This window comes from Arthrobacter sp. 260 (genome assembly GCF_013116745.1).
Lineage (GTDB): Bacteria > Actinomycetota > Actinomycetes > Actinomycetales > Micrococcaceae > Arthrobacter_D.
In genome coordinates this window covers 1-14,380 of record NZ_JABFOE010000008.1, presented here as the reverse complement: position 1 = coordinate 14,380, position 14,380 = coordinate 1, and the positions used below count along the sequence as shown (strand labels likewise).

The following is a 14,380-nucleotide window of genomic DNA, read 5'->3' as shown; positions in this document are numbered from 1 at the left end:
GTTTAGCTGAAGAGCTCCAATAATCTGCCAGTCTTAGCCAACAGTAAGCCATCCTGCGAAAGGCAGACCATGATCATCGCAGTGCCCAAAGAAGTAAAAAACAACGAGTTCCGCGTAGCCATCACTGCATCTGGTGTCCAGGAATTCCGCGCCAACGGTCACGATGTCCTCGTTCAAACCCGAGCCGGTATTGGATCAGGCATCAGCGACCAGGAATACGCTGCGGCAGGAGCCGAGCTTGTAGATAACGCTGACGATCTGTGGGCCCGCGCTGATATGGTCCTCAAGGTCAAAGAACCTGTAGCAGCCGAATATCACCGCTTCCGCGAGGGCCTAATCCTCTTCACCTACCTGCACCTGGCAGCTGAACCTGAATTGACCCGGGCCCTGATCGAAGCTGGGGTGACTGCCATCGCTTACGAAACGGTGCAGACGGCCACACGGGCACTGCCCCTGCTGGCACCGATGTCCGAAGTCGCCGGACGCCTTGCGGTGCAGGTGGGCGCCACCTCGCTGATGGCCCCCGAAGGAGGTAAGGGCGTGCTGATCGGCGGTGTGCCAGGTGTTCGGCCCGCGAAGGTAGTAGTACTGGGCGCCGGTGTTGCCGGCACGAACGCAGCGGCGATGGCCTTGGGTCTCGGAGCCGACATCACCATCCTCGATATCAACATCAACCGTCTGCGTGAACTCGACGCGCTGTACCAGGGCCGGCTCAAGACCGTGGCCTCCAACAGCTACGAAATCGAAAAGTCCGTCATCGAGGCTGATCTCGTCATCGGTTCCGTTCTAATCCCAGGATCGAAAGCGCCGAAGCTAGTCACCAACGAACTCGTATCCCGCATGAAGCCCGGCTCCGTGTTGGTCGACATCGCCGTTGATCAGGGAGGATGCTTCGAGGACAGCAAGCCCACCACACACGAGACACCTACCTTCACGGTCCACGACACCTTGTTCTACTGCGTTGCCAACATGCCCGGAGCGGTTCCAAACACCTCGACATACGCACTCACAAACGTCACCCTGCGCTACGCCCTCGCTCTGGCAAACCGCGGTGTCCGTGGTGCCATCGAAGCCGATCCCTCTCTTGAAGGAGGCCTCAATGTTGTTGCTAGAAAGATCACCCATCAGTCCGTGAGCGACGCCCATGGTCTCGAACTCGCGGCTTGGAAAGATCTTCTTCCGGCCTGATTGACTGCCGCCTGGGACAAATCAAAGCGCAGAATCAATCCTTCGCAGCCACCTCCACTAGTAGGGTCAAAACGACGGTGATCGACTGTTCAACGCACCGGCGCTCCTTCACCTCCCGTGTCGCAGTTCGCGGCAGACATAGTAAGAGCATGGACTTTGAAAACGTCGCCGGCGGTTATCTCAGCAAGGAATGGTGGTCTCAACCGGTCAACGCACCACCACTTGGCTGTATGAGTGGGTGGAGGTGCGTGTGGAGCTCACGACGGAGCAGCAGCAGGCAATCTGGGAAGGGTGGCGGGACGGTGAAAGTTCCGCCTGGTTGGGGCAACCGGCGCATATGATCCAGAACTCCCTCCGAGGTCACGGGGGGCATCAAGCTGCAGTTTCCTCGCCGGAACCATCAGCACCACTTAAGCCTTCAAGACGGCTCCAAGTGGTCCAAAACTTGACACTACAACACTAAACATATTGTTCACGCTACGCACTAAAGTTCGGTGAGTGAACACCGAATGTTGTGCCAACGCCAGTCAACCGGAGCTGATATGAAACAGGCTTATATCTACGATGCTGTCCGTACCCCCTTTGGGAAGTTCGGCGGAGGGCTGGCGGGAGTTCGGTCCGACGACCTTGCAGCACACGTTGTGCGCGAATCGGTAGGCCGTGTCCCGAAGCTGGACCCTGCGCAGGTCGATGAGGTGATTCTGGGCAATGCCAACGGCGCTGGGGAGGAAAACCGGAATGTTGCCCGGATGGCCACTCTGCTCGCGGGGCTTCCCACCTCGATCCCCGGCACCACGGTGAACCGTCTCTGTGGCTCGAGTTTGGACGCCGCGATTATCGGGTCGCGGCAGATCAATGCAGGAGATGCTGATGTGGTGCTGATCGGTGGGGTTGAATCTATGAGCCGTGCGCCGTGGGTGCTGCCCAAGACAGAAAAGCCCTACCCCGCGGGGAACCAAATGCTTGTTTCCACTACCCTGGGCTGGCGCCTAGTTAACCCTGCTATGGCCGCCGAATGGACAGTTTCTCTGGGCGAGGCCACCGAACAGTTGCGGCAAAAGTACAACATCACCAGGGAGCGCCAGGACGCTTTCGCTGCCCGCTCGCACCGGCTGGCCGACGCCGCCTGGAGCAAAGGTTTCTTCGATGATCTGGTCACCTTTGTTCCGGGCACCGACGTCACTCGTGACGAATCCATCCGTCCCGGCAGCACCGTGGAGAAGCTAACCGCCCTCAACACGGTTTTCCGGCCGGCAGGGGAGGGATCTTCCGCCGGCACCGTCACCGCGGGAAATGCCTCGCCTCTGAATGACGGGGCATCGGCGGCGTTCCTCGGCAGCGAGGGTGCCGCAGAGAAATTCGGCTTGCCCCCGATTGCCCGTATCGCAGGCCGCGGTGCCGCCGGTACCGATCCGCAGTACTTCGGGTTCGCCCCGGTGGAAGCCGCCAACCGCGCACTGGATAAGGCCGGGATCGGCTGGGACCAGGTCGGCGCCATCGAACTCAATGAGGCCTTCGCGGCACAGTCCTTGGCCTGCATTGATGCTTGGAAAATCGATCCGGATATCGTTAATCGCCACGGTGGCGCGGTGGCGATCGGTCATCCGCTGGGTGCGTCCGGTACCCGGATCCTCGGTACCCTGGCCCGCAGCCTGCAGTTCACCGGGGAGCGCTGGGGCGTCGCCGCCATCTGTATCGGCGTCGGACAGGGACTCGCCGTCGTGCTCGAGAACGTCTCCGCCTGAAACGGAACACACCAAGGGAGAACAGCAGTGCTTACTATTACCCGGACGTGGACCAAACAGTTGCTGGGATCCACGACGGCGCCACTGTCCTGATCGACAGGCTCCATAACGCCGGATAGCCGGTGGAACTCATCGAAGCGCTGTTGCGCCGGGGTCCGGGCAACCTGACCGTTGTCAACAACGATGCTGGCAACGGACGGTCCGCGCTGGCCGCACTGATCGGCGCGGGACGGGTAACCAAGATGGTTTGTTCATCTCCACGCCAGTCGGACTCGCAACTGTTCGCACCAAATACCGGGCGGGGGAAATTGAGCTGAAATTGGCCCCACAGGGCAACTTCGCTGAACGGATCCGTACCACTGAAGCCGGAATCGGTGGGTTCCTCACCCCGCCGGGTACGGAACCATCCTCGCCGAGGGGAAGGAACCTGCGTCATGGACGGCAGAAGATATGTAATGAAAGTCCTATCCACCTTGACTTTTTCCTGATCAAGGCCCTGAAGGCGGACAGGTTCGGCAATCTCATTTGCTGCAAGGATGCGGGTAACTTCGGCCCAATTATGGCTTCGACTGCCTGCCAAGCACATCGGCGCACCGGACGCCTTTCCCGCCGTGGGGCGGGTTTGGACCTCGCCACCGGCGCCATCGGGTCGCAATCGCGGAGGCAGGGCATCGCGTGCCGGCGTAGTATTCTCGAGACCGTCCTGGCCGCGACGCCGATTTTCGGCCCGAGCAGGTCGGGGCCCTGCCGGTGCTTGGTCCGGGCAGCCAGGACCTTCTGCTCGACCTCGGGCGCGGTCCGGGTAGGCATCGTGTGCGGCCGTGAGGACCGAGTCTCCAGGCCTCTCGCCCTCGACCTCGTAACGGACGATCCAGGTCCTGGCGCACTTGCGGGAAATTTCCATCGCCGCGGCGATGTGGGCCTGCTTCCATCCGGCCTGATGCCGCTCGACGATCAGCCTGCGGCCATGGACAGTTAGACGGGCATTACGGTGGAACACGAGAACCTCCGAGTTGAAGTGGGCCTTAGACAAGCCACATCACACTCGGAGGTTCTCCCTCGTTCAACCAGACTCGCCGCCCTGAGTATTTGATGCCTTGAGAGCCACTCAATCTTGCGCTTCAGAGCCACCGATCGTGCGGAAGAGAGCCAGTGGTGGTGTGCTTGGGAGCCACTGGCCCTCGACCTCATCGTTAGGCGCTGGCCAGGGCGGTCTGCTCCCTCATGTTGTAGGTACCGGTGTCGACCCAGGTGGTGTTGTGGATGATGCGGGTCCATGATGGCGTCGGCGTGGACGCCGGCGCCGAGGCGGTGATGCCAGTCCTTCTGCTGATACTGGGTGCAGAACACCGTCGACGTCTCGCCGTAACGGCGCTCCATCAACTCCAGCAACATCGTCCGCATCGATTCCGTCGGCCGATCAAGTAACCACTCGTCGATGACGAGCAGGGTGAAGGTAGCGTATTTCCGGAGGAACTTGCCGGCGCCGCCGGGGGTGTCTTGAGCTGCGACCCAGGCCTCTTCGAGGTCGGGCATCCGAACATAATGGGCGCGGATCCGATGTTCGCAGGCGCGTTTCGCGATCGCGCAGCCCAGATACGACTTCCCCGACCCGGTGAACCCCTGGAAGACGACGTTCTGCTGCCGAGTGACGAACAAGCAGGTCCCGAGTTGGGTCAGGAGCTGCCGGTTGAGGCCGCGCTCGTCGAGCAGGTCGATGCGCCGCAGGCCCGCGTTGGGGTAACGAAGCCCCGCCCGTCGGATCAGCCCGTCCACTTTCGAGTGCATGAAGGTGGAGTAGGCGTCGTCGACGACCAGGCGGACCCGTTCCTCGAACGACAAGCTGATGCTGAGGGTGTCGTCTTGGAGGTCGATGGCCTCCACCAGCTCGCCGGCGTTCATCTCGCGGAGCTTGCGTTTGGTCTCCCCATCCAGGACGCTCGTCGGGTGCCTCCGGCGTAGTAGGCGCCGCCGCGAACATAACCGCCATCATCCGGCTCGGGCTCGGGGGTGTGCCCGGTTTTGTCCTGTCCGGTGTCGAGGATCGGCCGCAGGTGCGCATAGCGGGGTGAGCGGATCGGGCCCCGCAGCGCCAGCGCGCAGGCCGCTTCGAGGCGTGCCGGGGAGAATCGGCGCGACAGTTTCAGCACCGCCAGCGCCGCGTCGAAGCCAGCCTCATCGATGAACACGGTCTCGAAGATCTTGGCTGTCACTGCCGCCGTCGCAGGTCCGACCCGCGCCGCCCACTCCTCGATCCGGCCCCGGTCCCAGGCCTCGAAGCTGCGCCCCTCGGGCAGGTTCGCCTCGTTCGTCCGATACTGGTTGCTGGCCGTGGCCGGCAGCAGCAAATGGCTGGTCAGGCGCTCGTCACGCCGGTAAACCTCCAGCATCGTCTCCGTCACGCGCAAGTCAACGAGGGCGCCGATATGGCTGAAAGGGACGGAATAGAAGTTCTTCGCCCAAACCACGTGAGCGTTGGGGTTCACCTTGCGTTTATAGACCCACGTGCTGATCTCGAATGGGGCCGCCGGCAGCCCCTGCAACAACGGCTTCTCCTCCGCGGTGAACACACTGAGGCGTGACCGGTCACGTTTCTGGAACGGCTCCCGGTTATAGGCATCGATCTGTTCCCGGATCCGCAGGCGCAGCTGCGCCAGCGACGTAAACTGCTCGTGCCGGAGGCCGGCGATGACCCAGGTCGCGACATGGGAAACCGTGTTCTCGGCACCACTCTTGTCTCGAGGGTGGCGAACTTTGCCCGGGAGGACCGCGGCCGAGTAGTGCGCCGCCATCTTCCGGTAAGCGTCGTTGAGCACGACCTCGCCCTCCTTCGGGTGGGAAATCACCCCGGTCTTCAAATTGTCCGGGGCCAGGCGCGGGACGCTGCCACCGAAGAACGCGAACATCGCCGTGTGGGCGCGCAGCCACGACTCCTGCTTCATGTCCAGGCTCGCTTCCACGAACGCATACCGGCTGAACGGCAGGCACGCGACGAACAAATACACCCTCGACAGCTCACCCGTCGTCGAATCCAACAGCTGCATCGTGGGTCCGGACCAGTCGACCTCGATACTGCGGCCGGCCTTGTGCCCGACCCTTGACGTCGCCCCCGAGACGGCGGCGTGTTCGCCATAGAGGCGACAGAACCGGTCATAGCTCATCGTTGCCTGCGCCATTGACGCTGCGTCGACATACTCCTGGTGCAACAGCTTCAACGTCACCCCGACCCGGGCCAACTCAGCGTGAACCCGGGGCCAGTCCGGCTGCGCGAAGGCGCTCTCATGAACGCCGCGGCCGGGGAACACGGCCGCATACACCTCGGCTTCCGACCGCTCCGCGACGTCATCCCAGACGACGCCCAGCCGGTCCGCTGCAATCGAGCACCGCCTGGACGCTATTGCGTGCGATGTGCGCCGAGGCGATCGACCTGCCTGACAAACCCTGATTTCGTAACTGCAAGACAAGTTTCGCCTTGATCTTCCGTACCATTACCGGTACTCCTCCCACCACGTGGCCATCACATGGTGGGAGGAGCTTTTCAGGTGGCTCTCAACCACACCAATCGTGGCTCTAAACGACACGTCCGTGATCTGGGCAGGTGGCTCTGAAGCGCACGACAGGTGGCTCCCTTGGAAGCCAATATTCAGCTACCAACGTCTTGGCCGGGTACAGCTAGGCGCTAAGCGGTCACAGCACCGGGCAGCTGGCACACCGATTGCGATGCGCTCTCTCATTGCAGATCGATTACCTACCTCTGAAAGCGGAGACGCCTGTGATCTCTCGGCCCACGATCAAGGACTGAATGAAGTCGGTTCCCTCATACGTATGGACGACCTCCATGTCCGTGAGGTGACGAGCAACGTGATACTCGAGCAGCAGACCGTTCCCACCGAGCAGATCCCGTGCATCGCGGCACAGCTGGCGTCCCTTGTCGCAAGTGAACATCTTTGCGAGCGACGCCTGCTCGTTGCTCAGACGCCCCTCGTTTTGAAGCGCGCCAGCTCGGAAGCAGACAAGCTGCATTGCTGTGAGATCGGCGAGCATGTTGGCGAGCTTGTTCTGAACGAGCTGATGGTGCGAGATTGGGCTGCCAAACTGGACGCGCTCCGACGTGTACTGCACAGCGGCTTCGTACGCGGCGGTTGCGTGCCCCAGCGCTTCCCATGCCACGGTACTGCGCGTACGGTTCAGCACCGCTCCAACGTCGCGGAAGGACTGCGACTTCTCGAGTTTGTTCTCGACCGGAATCCGCAGGTCTTTGAAGGTGATCTGTGCCTGCTGGATTGCCCGTTTGGCGATCTTCCCTTGAATGGCCTCAGCTTGGTACTCCTCGGGGTAGCTGCCGTCCCGGTTCTTCTCCAGCATGAATGCCTTGACCCTGTCGTCTGCAGTGTCGCGCGCCCAGATGATCACGAGATCGGCGACGTGACCAAGGCCGATCCAGCGCTTGGAGCCATTGAGGACATAGTGGTCACCCTCGAGGCGCGCGCTGGATTCGAGCGCGACGGAGTCTGAGCCGTGGTCCGGCTCGGTGAGGGCGAATGCCCCGAGTTTCTCGAGCCGCGCCATCTGCGGCAGCCAGCGATGTTTCTGCCCTTCGCTGCCCAGGAGGTCGATCGTCCCCATCGCGAGGCCGGAGTGCACCGCATTGAAGGTGTTCACACTGCCATCGCCACGCGAGAGTTCCATGGCGACGAGGCCCGCTTGCAACCTGGTCAGACCTGCGCAGCCGAACCCTTCGATTGCGGAGCCGATGATTCCGAGCTCTCCGAGCTTGGGAAGGATTTGGTACGGGAAGTCGGCCTGTTCCCAGTAATCGTTGATCACCGGGGTGACCTCAGAATCCACGAACGCACGGATCTTCACCACGAGGGCGCGGTCCTCATCGCTGAGGTAGTCGGCGACCTCATAGAAGTCCGCCTTCACGTTCGAACTGATGAGTCCCTTCATGCTGTTGCTTCCTCTACTGAGATCGAAGAGAAAGCCGGTGAGCCTGCCAGCCAGCGCCGAATAAGGTGCGTATCCTCGCCAAGCGCGGGCGGCGCCTTGTCGTAGGTCGCCGGGGTCTGCGAAAAAGTGATGGGGTTGCGGATGCCGGGAGTGGAATGGGTGTCTGAGCCTGCCCGGATGATCGGCTCCAAGCCGATTCGCTCGGCGAATTGTATGCCACCCGCGACGTCCCGGATAGGTGCGCACGGAATACCTGCCGTTGTGAGACGCTCGAACCAGTCGGACGCGGTCGCTCGCGAGAGCGCCGACTCGAGCAGGGGGCGCAGTTCTAGCCTATTCCGGCTGCGGTCAGGCGCCAGCGCGAATCGGGGATCTTCCGTGAGTTCTGGCATTCCGAGCTCCCGGCAGAGCACCCGGAATTGCCGGTCATTGCCGATCGCCAGAACGATGTCTCCCTCGCCGGTCGCTATAGGCTCATAGGGATAAATGCTGGGATGCTCGTTACCCATGCGACTCGGCACGACACCGGCGATGGCGTAGGCACCGGTCTGGTTCACGAGGCCCGAGAGCGCCGAACTCATTAGGTTGACCTCGACCCGCTGTCCTTCACCGGTCACCTGCCGGTGGTTGAGTGCGGCGAGGATGCCAATGCAAGCATGCATTCCGGTGAAAACGTCGACGACTGCGACGCCAGCCCGGAAAGGTTCGGTTTCCGGACTACCTGTGAGGCTCATTAGTCCCGAGGCTGCCTGGACAAGCAAATCATAGCCAGGAAGGTGTGCCCCACCCGCTGTGCCGAAACCCGTGATCGAGGCGAAGATCACTGACGGGTTGCTGACGCAGACACTCTCATAGTCCAGTCCGTACTTTTCGAGGCCGGCAGGCTTGAAGTTCTCGATGACGATGTCTGCTCGCACCGCAAGTTCCCGCGCAACATCGAGGTCTTCCGCATTGTTGAAGTCGAGCTTGACGGAGAATTTGTTCCGATTGACGGAGAGGTAATACGTCGACTGTCCTTCAAAGACCGGTGGCATCCACATTCGAGTTTCATCACCAGTTGGGCTTTCCACCTTGATAACGGTGGCTCCCATATCGGCGAGGATCATGGTGCAGTAAGGTCCTGCCAGCACACGTCCGAAGTCTGCGACGACCACTCCGCTCAGTGGGCCTCGCCCGGAACGGGTGAATGCTTCCTCAAGTATGCTGCGATCTCGCACTTTCTACCTCGATACTGTTTCTCGTTGTGCTGCGTGAGTAATCTTCATCCTGGCAGTCGTATTACTGCGAGTCAAATACTAATAAGCGCGGCATTGATACATATGAGTTATATATCGGCTGCTTCGGTTCTACTGACTTTGTACTTGATCGGAATAAAACTGTTTGTATATATGCACCGTTTGCTATTATTCGGGTATGGAAATCCAGGATCTTCGAACTTTCGTGGCAGTTGCCGAGGAGCTTCACTTTGGCCGCGCGGCAGAACGGCTTCACCTTGCCCAGCCGCCGGTCAGCCGCACGATCAAGTCTCTGGAGAAGGAACTTGGGGTCGAGTTGTTCAGCCGCACCACAAGGTCCGTGACAATCACAGTGGCAGGCCAGGCACTACTTGGGCCCGCCAGACGCATCCTAAACGAGGTCAAACGCGCTGCACACGACGTATACGCAGCTCAAGATGGGTCCTTGGGTTGTGTGAGCATTGCATTCGCCGGCGCATCGACAGAGGTACTCGTAGGTCGACTCTCCCGAGCCGCGAAGATCAAATACCCGAACTTAACCCTTGAGCTCGCCAGCCAAAACTTTGCGCAACCAGCAATTAATCGCTTAATCGACAACGAAGCTGACATTTCGATAGGTCGTTGGGACTATCTCCCGGCCGGCATCAGGTCACGTGTCCTCATCAAGGAGCAGTTGGTTGTTGCCGTTCCAACCACCCACCCCTTGGCCAGCTCAGAGTCCGCAGCTATGAAAGAGTTCGCCACCGACTATTTCGTAACTCTGCCCCCGCATCCGGGCTCAGTACTGACTGACCGACTGATCCGACTCAGCCATGCCGCAGGCTTCGACCCGCTTGTCGCACAAGTCGCGCCGGACACGTGGACCGCACTTGCTCTCGTTGCAGCAGAAGTCGGCGTTCACCTGACTATCTCTTCGGTCGCCACCAACACTCACAATCAGGAATTTTCATTTTTGCCAATTGCCAACCCATTCGAAGACGTGTTGCTGCGTATGGCCTGGCGGGAGGATTCACACAACCCCGCACTCGCAACTATCCTCGAACTTGCTGAGGAAGCGCTCTGACTAGCACTCCTCACCAGCCAGCGGACGCCCCAACGAAATCCGCCTTTGCGACCCACTTCATATTCTGGTTCTCTCAGGTCAAGAGTTAACCAAACCGTAGGCACCCCCGCGCAGCGATTCTTGCCAATGGATTCGAGAACGCCGAGCCTCTCCAGCGAGCGGTCAACTGGTGAGCCCGTCATCATGGATGAGATGCTGTCGTAATTGATCCCAGGAAACGGTCACCGCTTGCCCGACAGCTAGCTTCGAGGCTTCACTCATTGTGAGCTTTGCAATGCCCGGAGTCCCGTCGCCGAATTCCATGTATACGGTGACATTGGATCCGGTGAATACGATTTCCCGTACTGCGGCTTCGAACCCATCCGTGTTCGTGTCCGTCTTCGGTGCGATGGAGATTGCCTCAGGGCGTACGATCATCACGTTCGCGTCGGTTTTCTCCAGTTCCTCACGCGTTAGGTACGCACTTCCCGCTGGGGAAATGAATGTTGAGGTCTCGACATCGATCTTCCCACTGAATACGTTGGAGTCGCCTAGGAACCGTCCGACGAAAAGGGAGGAAGGTCGATAGTAGAGATCCTCGGGGGTCCCGATTTGCTCGATACGGCCATCGTTGAACACAGCGATGCGATCAGAGAGCACGAGCGCCTCCTCCTGATCGTGCGTCACGAAGACGAATGTCATTCCCAGCTCGCGATGAATCCTCGCTAGTTCCCGCTGCATTTCGCTTCGGAGATTCTTATCTAGTGCGCCAAGAGGCTCATCCATCAGCAATGCGCGGGGATCAAATACGATCGCTCGTGCGAATGCGACACGCTGCTGCTGGCCGCCCGAGAGCTCCTTCGGGAGCCGGTCGGCATAAGGGTCGAGCCGAACGAGCGCCAAAGCACGGGTGACTTTCTCTCGGATCTGGCTCTTATCCATCTTGCGCTGCCGCAGAGGGTAGGCGACATTGTCGAACACCGACATGTGCGGGAACAGCAAGTAGTTTTGGAATACCACGCCGAGGTCTCTACGATGCGGTTTGAGGCCATCGATTTGGTTGCCTCCGATGCTCACCGTCCCGGATGAAGGGTTGACGAAACCTGCGATTAGCGAAAGCAAAGTAGTTTTCCCTGATCCGCTCGGGCCCAAAAAGGACATGAACTCGCCGGGTTGGATCTCTAGGGAGACGTCGTTGAGCGCCAGCGCGGTGGAAGATGGGTACTGCATCGTCACGTTGCTGACGGTGATCGCCTGCTCATGCTCGAGCTTTTGCATCAGTTGCTGATTCACTTTCTCTTATTGCGTCCAGGCACGACCTGGACCAGTACGACCAAAATCGTGGTCACCAGGATGACGAGGGTCGCCGCAGCAGAGACTGTCGGGTCGATCTCGGTCGCGATTGCGTTGTACATATTGACGGGGAGGGTCTCCAAGTTGGGGGTCTGCAGGAATAGCGAGACCACCGACTCATCGAATGAGGTGACAAACGCCAGGACAAACCCGCTGACAACTCCAGGGAGGATGAGCGGCAGAGTGACCGTGAGGAACGCGCGAACGGGTCCTGCGCCGAGAGATGACGCCGCGGTGGTGAGACCGGGATTGTATCCGCTCAGGCTAGAGGAGACGGAAGTGATTACGAACGGCAGGGCCAGCATGGTATGGGCCGCGACGAACCCGAACAGGCTTCCGACGAGCTGCCATCGCAAAAACACAGCATAAATTGCGACAGCGAAGATCACGCCCGGAACGATCATGGGGGCCATGTACAGGCCCGAGAGGAAGCCACTGAACTTGGGTGACATCCTTGCGATCGAGACTGCTGCGAGAGTGCCGAGCACGGTCGCCAGTACCGCAGTCAGAATGCCGACCTGCAGCGATGTGAAGAGCGAATCCGTCCACTTCGCCGAGGTGAAGAAGTTCTCGTACCAGCGCAGTGAGAAGCCCTTTGGTGGGAACGAGAAGTTTCGCGCGTCCGAAAAGGACATGGGGATCACGATTAGCACCGGCAGGATCAGAAGCGCCATCACGACGACGTTCCATGCCCGCAACCAAATCGGGAGATTTGGCTGGCGGCGTGCCCGTAAAGAGACGCTATTATGCTTCACAGTCATGCGGCACCTCGCTTCATGAGCGGATTGGCCTGCCGAACGAGCCAGTTCAAAACACCGAGGATGATCAGCGTGACGACGAGCAGAAGCATCCCCGCGGCACCGGCCCCGGGGAAGTCGAGCAACTTCTGTACCCGAGTGGCGATGATCTGCGATAGTAGCGCCTGATCGGGCGAACCCAAGAGCGCAGGGGTGATGTAGAAACCGAGAGCCACCACAAAAACCAGGGAGAAACCGCTCATCACGCCGGACAGGCTGAGTGGCATGTAAATCCGGGCAAAGGACGCAACCGGCTTTGCTCCGAGGCTCCCTGCAGCCCGCAGGAGGCCGCGGTCGATGGTGCTCATCTGGGTATAGAGCGGGAGCACCATAAACGGCAGCATGACCTGCGTCATGGCAATTGCGACTCCGCCCCATGTGTTAAGCAGGACAACGCCGTTGATCCCCAGGGCTTGGAAGAACTGATCGATCAACCCACCGCGGCTCTCCAAGATGAACCATGCGAAAGTCCGGGCAATGATATTTACCCAGAATGGCAGCATGACCATAGTCATCATGACCGTCCGCCACCCCGGCGAGACGACAGTCATCGAATATGCATATGGATAGCCGATGATGAGAGTTGCCAGACCAACAATGAGCCCAACTGCGATCGTGCGCAGCATCACTGTCACAGTAACGCCGTCGGTGAGCAGACTGAGGTAGTGGCCGAATCCGATCTCTGGGCTAGTGAATGAGAGCCAGACGATCAGGGTAATCGGGTAGACAAAGAACACACCCAGGGCGATGAGAGCCGGAATCGCGAGACCTCCGGCACTCACCCCGCCCGTGCGAAACCGCGACTTGGAAGATCCTGGGATGCTCAAAATCTGAGCGGTCATGATTAGCCGATCTGCCAGGCAGTGTACTGCTCGGTTACCTGCTTGAGGTTCTCTCCCCACCAGGCTCCGTCGAAGTAGATTGCGCGACCACGCTGGTCCAGGTCCGCGAAGATGACTGCCTGCCCTTGGAACTCGTCGAAGTCAGGATCGGCATCGGCGACAATGGCGCCTCGACCAGTCAACTCTGAGGCTTTGGCCTGACGGTCGGAGTCGAGCGTCGACTGCAGGAACCCGAATGCTTTGTCTGCGCTCTTGGAGCCCTTCGGCACTGCGAGCTGATCTGCCGACACGACGGTCGCGTCCCACACCGCTGACCAGTCGCCGCCGTCGCGGAGGAGGTAGCCGAAGCGGGACTCAGGGGTCAGCGCCATATCGACCGAGCCATCCAGCATCGACTGCCCCAACTGACCATAGCTTTCGGCAAACACCAGGGATTCGCGAATCGAATCGTATTTCGCAAGCGCTCGGTCGATATCCAGCGGATACAAATCATCAGGATTCACGCCGTCTGCAAGGAGTGCGAGCTCCATCATTCCAGTGTCGAACTCCGGGGGAAGCAGTCGCTTCCCGGGGAACTTCTCGAAATCGAAGAAGTCGGCAATAGTACTGGGTTTCTCACCTGAATAGGTCTCATTGTTGGAAACGAACATGAGTTGCGAGAAGTAGAAAGGAATGCTGCAGTCGGTGCCAGTGGCGCCCTCCGCAAACTTTGTGCCCTCGGTCAGCTCCGGAGGCAACTCTTCAAGGAGCGTCCCGCAGTGCTGATTCGCTCCAGCCGGGGTCATAATGACGCTATCCCAAGTCACGTTTTCGGATTCGACCATCGCCTGCAGCTTGGCAAGGTCGATCGGCGAGTCGCTCTGGACAGTAACGTCGTTGTCCTCGGTGAAAGGATCGCCGAATGATTCGAGCTGGTATTCCTGTGTCTCCCCGCCATAGCCGACGAAGACGATATTGCCTGATGTGCCGTTGCTGTCTGCACTCCCCGATGAGCCGCAACCCGTACTAGTAATCAGTAGTCCTGCGATTCCGGCCATCGCGAGGACAACCTTGGTTCCTTGCACATTCCTTGTTGTCATCTGTATCCCTTTTCCTTGATTGGGGCCCGCATCGATGAGGGCCTGATTGATATGTGGAGAAGCTCGACGAACCACATAGGTCGGGCTATGTTCGTTAGCCCCGATTTTTCACGGTGGCCGGTGAGGGCCGCTGGTTCGTGCCGGCGGAT

At 59.9% G+C, this 14,380-nt stretch carries 11 protein-coding genes and 3 pseudogenes; 5 read left to right on the top strand and 9 right to left on the bottom strand.

All coding sequences use genetic code 11. The annotated features are described in order from the left end of the window. Window positions 1-69 precede the first annotated feature (69 nt). The 4 genes and pseudogenes from ald to HMI57_RS19370 all read left to right on the top strand — a co-directional run. Window positions 70-1,188, top strand: coding sequence for an alanine dehydrogenase (gene ald, locus HMI57_RS10345; RefSeq protein WP_171585946.1), 1,119 nt, complete (start codon window positions 70-72; stop codon window positions 1,186-1,188). 542 nt (window positions 1,189-1,730) lie between these two features. Then, window positions 1,731-2,933: a thiolase family protein gene (locus HMI57_RS10340; protein WP_171585945.1), complete on the top strand. Its 1,203-nt coding sequence runs from the start codon at window positions 1,731-1,733 to the stop codon at window positions 2,931-2,933. A 122-nt stretch (window positions 2,934-3,055) separates the two neighbouring features. Further along, on the top strand, window positions 3,056-3,250 hold the full coding sequence (locus tag HMI57_RS19375) for a CoA-transferase (RefSeq protein ID WP_346655187.1): 195 nt from the start codon (window positions 3,056-3,058) through the stop codon (window positions 3,248-3,250). Then, window positions 3,181-3,441 (top strand): annotated as a pseudogene (locus HMI57_RS19370) (CoA-transferase); the annotation flags it as partial. The gene HMI57_RS19375 and the pseudogene HMI57_RS19370, both read left to right, overlap by 70 nt. 134 nt (window positions 3,442-3,575) lie before the next feature. On the opposite strand, the pseudogene HMI57_RS19100 reads toward HMI57_RS19370, so the two are convergent. The 5 genes and pseudogenes from HMI57_RS19100 to HMI57_RS10310 all read right to left on the bottom strand — a co-directional run. After that, window positions 3,576-3,933, bottom strand: a pseudogene (locus HMI57_RS19100) (leucine zipper domain-containing protein); the annotation flags it as partial. Beyond that, window positions 3,909-4,835 (bottom strand): ATP-binding protein, encoded by a 927-nt coding sequence (locus HMI57_RS10325; RefSeq protein WP_276568908.1) that lies wholly within the window; start codon window positions 4,833-4,835, stop codon window positions 3,909-3,911. The gene HMI57_RS10325 and the pseudogene HMI57_RS19100, both read right to left, overlap by 25 nt. Beyond that, a pseudogene (gene istA, locus HMI57_RS10320) lies at window positions 4,832-6,422 on the bottom strand (IS21 family transposase). The gene HMI57_RS10325 and the pseudogene istA overlap by 4 nt, the downstream one beginning before the upstream one ends. A 255-nt stretch (window positions 6,423-6,677) precedes the next feature. Further along, complete coding sequence (locus HMI57_RS10315) at window positions 6,678-7,883, bottom strand: acyl-CoA dehydrogenase family protein (protein WP_171585944.1); 1,206 nt, start codon at window positions 7,881-7,883, stop codon at window positions 6,678-6,680. Then, on the bottom strand, window positions 7,880-9,037 hold the full coding sequence (locus HMI57_RS10310; RefSeq protein ID WP_346655186.1) for a CoA transferase: 1,158 nt from the start codon (window positions 9,035-9,037) through the stop codon (window positions 7,880-7,882). Before HMI57_RS10310 ends, HMI57_RS10315 begins: the two co-directional genes overlap by 4 nt. A gap of 259 nt (window positions 9,038-9,296) precedes the next feature. On the opposite strand from HMI57_RS10310, the gene HMI57_RS10305 reads away from it, so the two are divergent. Next, window positions 9,297-10,181, top strand: a complete 885-nt coding sequence (locus HMI57_RS10305) for a LysR substrate-binding domain-containing protein (protein ID WP_171585942.1) — start codon at window positions 9,297-9,299, stop codon at window positions 10,179-10,181. Window positions 10,182-10,343: 162 nt separating this feature from the next. Here HMI57_RS10305 and HMI57_RS10300 read toward each other — a convergent pair whose 3' ends face one another. The 4 genes from HMI57_RS10300 to HMI57_RS10285 all read right to left on the bottom strand — a co-directional run bounded on the left by HMI57_RS10300 (window position 10,344) and on the right by HMI57_RS10285 (window position 14,189). Beyond that, window positions 10,344-11,453 (bottom strand): ABC transporter ATP-binding protein, encoded by a 1,110-nt coding sequence (locus HMI57_RS10300; RefSeq protein WP_216607345.1) that lies wholly within the window; start codon window positions 11,451-11,453, stop codon window positions 10,344-10,346. After that, entirely contained in the window at window positions 11,450-12,187 is a 738-nt protein-coding gene (locus HMI57_RS10295; protein ID WP_228721052.1) for an ABC transporter permease, read from the bottom strand. Before HMI57_RS10295 ends, HMI57_RS10300 begins: the two co-directional genes overlap by 4 nt. An 83-nt stretch (window positions 12,188-12,270) precedes the next feature. Further along, window positions 12,271-13,152, bottom strand: coding sequence for an ABC transporter permease (locus HMI57_RS10290; protein ID WP_171585940.1), 882 nt, complete (start codon window positions 13,150-13,152; stop codon window positions 12,271-12,273). Between the two features lie 2 nt (window positions 13,153-13,154). After that, complete coding sequence (locus HMI57_RS10285) at window positions 13,155-14,189, bottom strand: extracellular solute-binding protein (protein WP_171585939.1); 1,035 nt, start codon at window positions 14,187-14,189, stop codon at window positions 13,155-13,157. Window positions 14,190-14,380: the final 191 nt, after the last annotated feature.

Bases quoted from the DNA above. Each gene is read 5' to 3' on its own strand.
- ald (WP_171585946.1), top strand. From the start codon at position 70: ATGATCATCGCAGTGCCCAAAGAAGTAAAAAACAACGAGTTCCGCGTA.
- HMI57_RS10340 (WP_171585945.1), top strand. From the start codon at position 1,731: ATGAAACAGGCTTATATCTACGATGCTGTCCGTACCCCCTTTGGGAAG.
- HMI57_RS10325 (WP_276568908.1), bottom strand. From the start codon at position 4,835: ATGAACGCCGGCGAGCTGGTGGAGGCCATCGACCTCCAAGACGACACC.
- HMI57_RS10315 (WP_171585944.1), bottom strand. From the start codon at position 7,883: ATGAAGGGACTCATCAGTTCGAACGTGAAGGCGGACTTCTATGAGGTC.
- HMI57_RS10305 (WP_171585942.1), top strand. From the start codon at position 9,297: ATGGAAATCCAGGATCTTCGAACTTTCGTGGCAGTTGCCGAGGAGCTT.
- HMI57_RS10295 (WP_228721052.1), bottom strand. From the start codon at position 12,187: ATGGCGCTTCTGATCCTGCCGGTGCTAATCGTGATCCCCATGTCCTTT.
- HMI57_RS10290 (WP_171585940.1), bottom strand. From the start codon at position 13,152: ATGACCGCTCAGATTTTGAGCATCCCAGGATCTTCCAAGTCGCGGTTT.
- HMI57_RS10285 (WP_171585939.1), bottom strand. From the start codon at position 14,189: ATGGCCGGAATCGCAGGACTACTGATTACTAGTACGGGTTGCGGCTCA.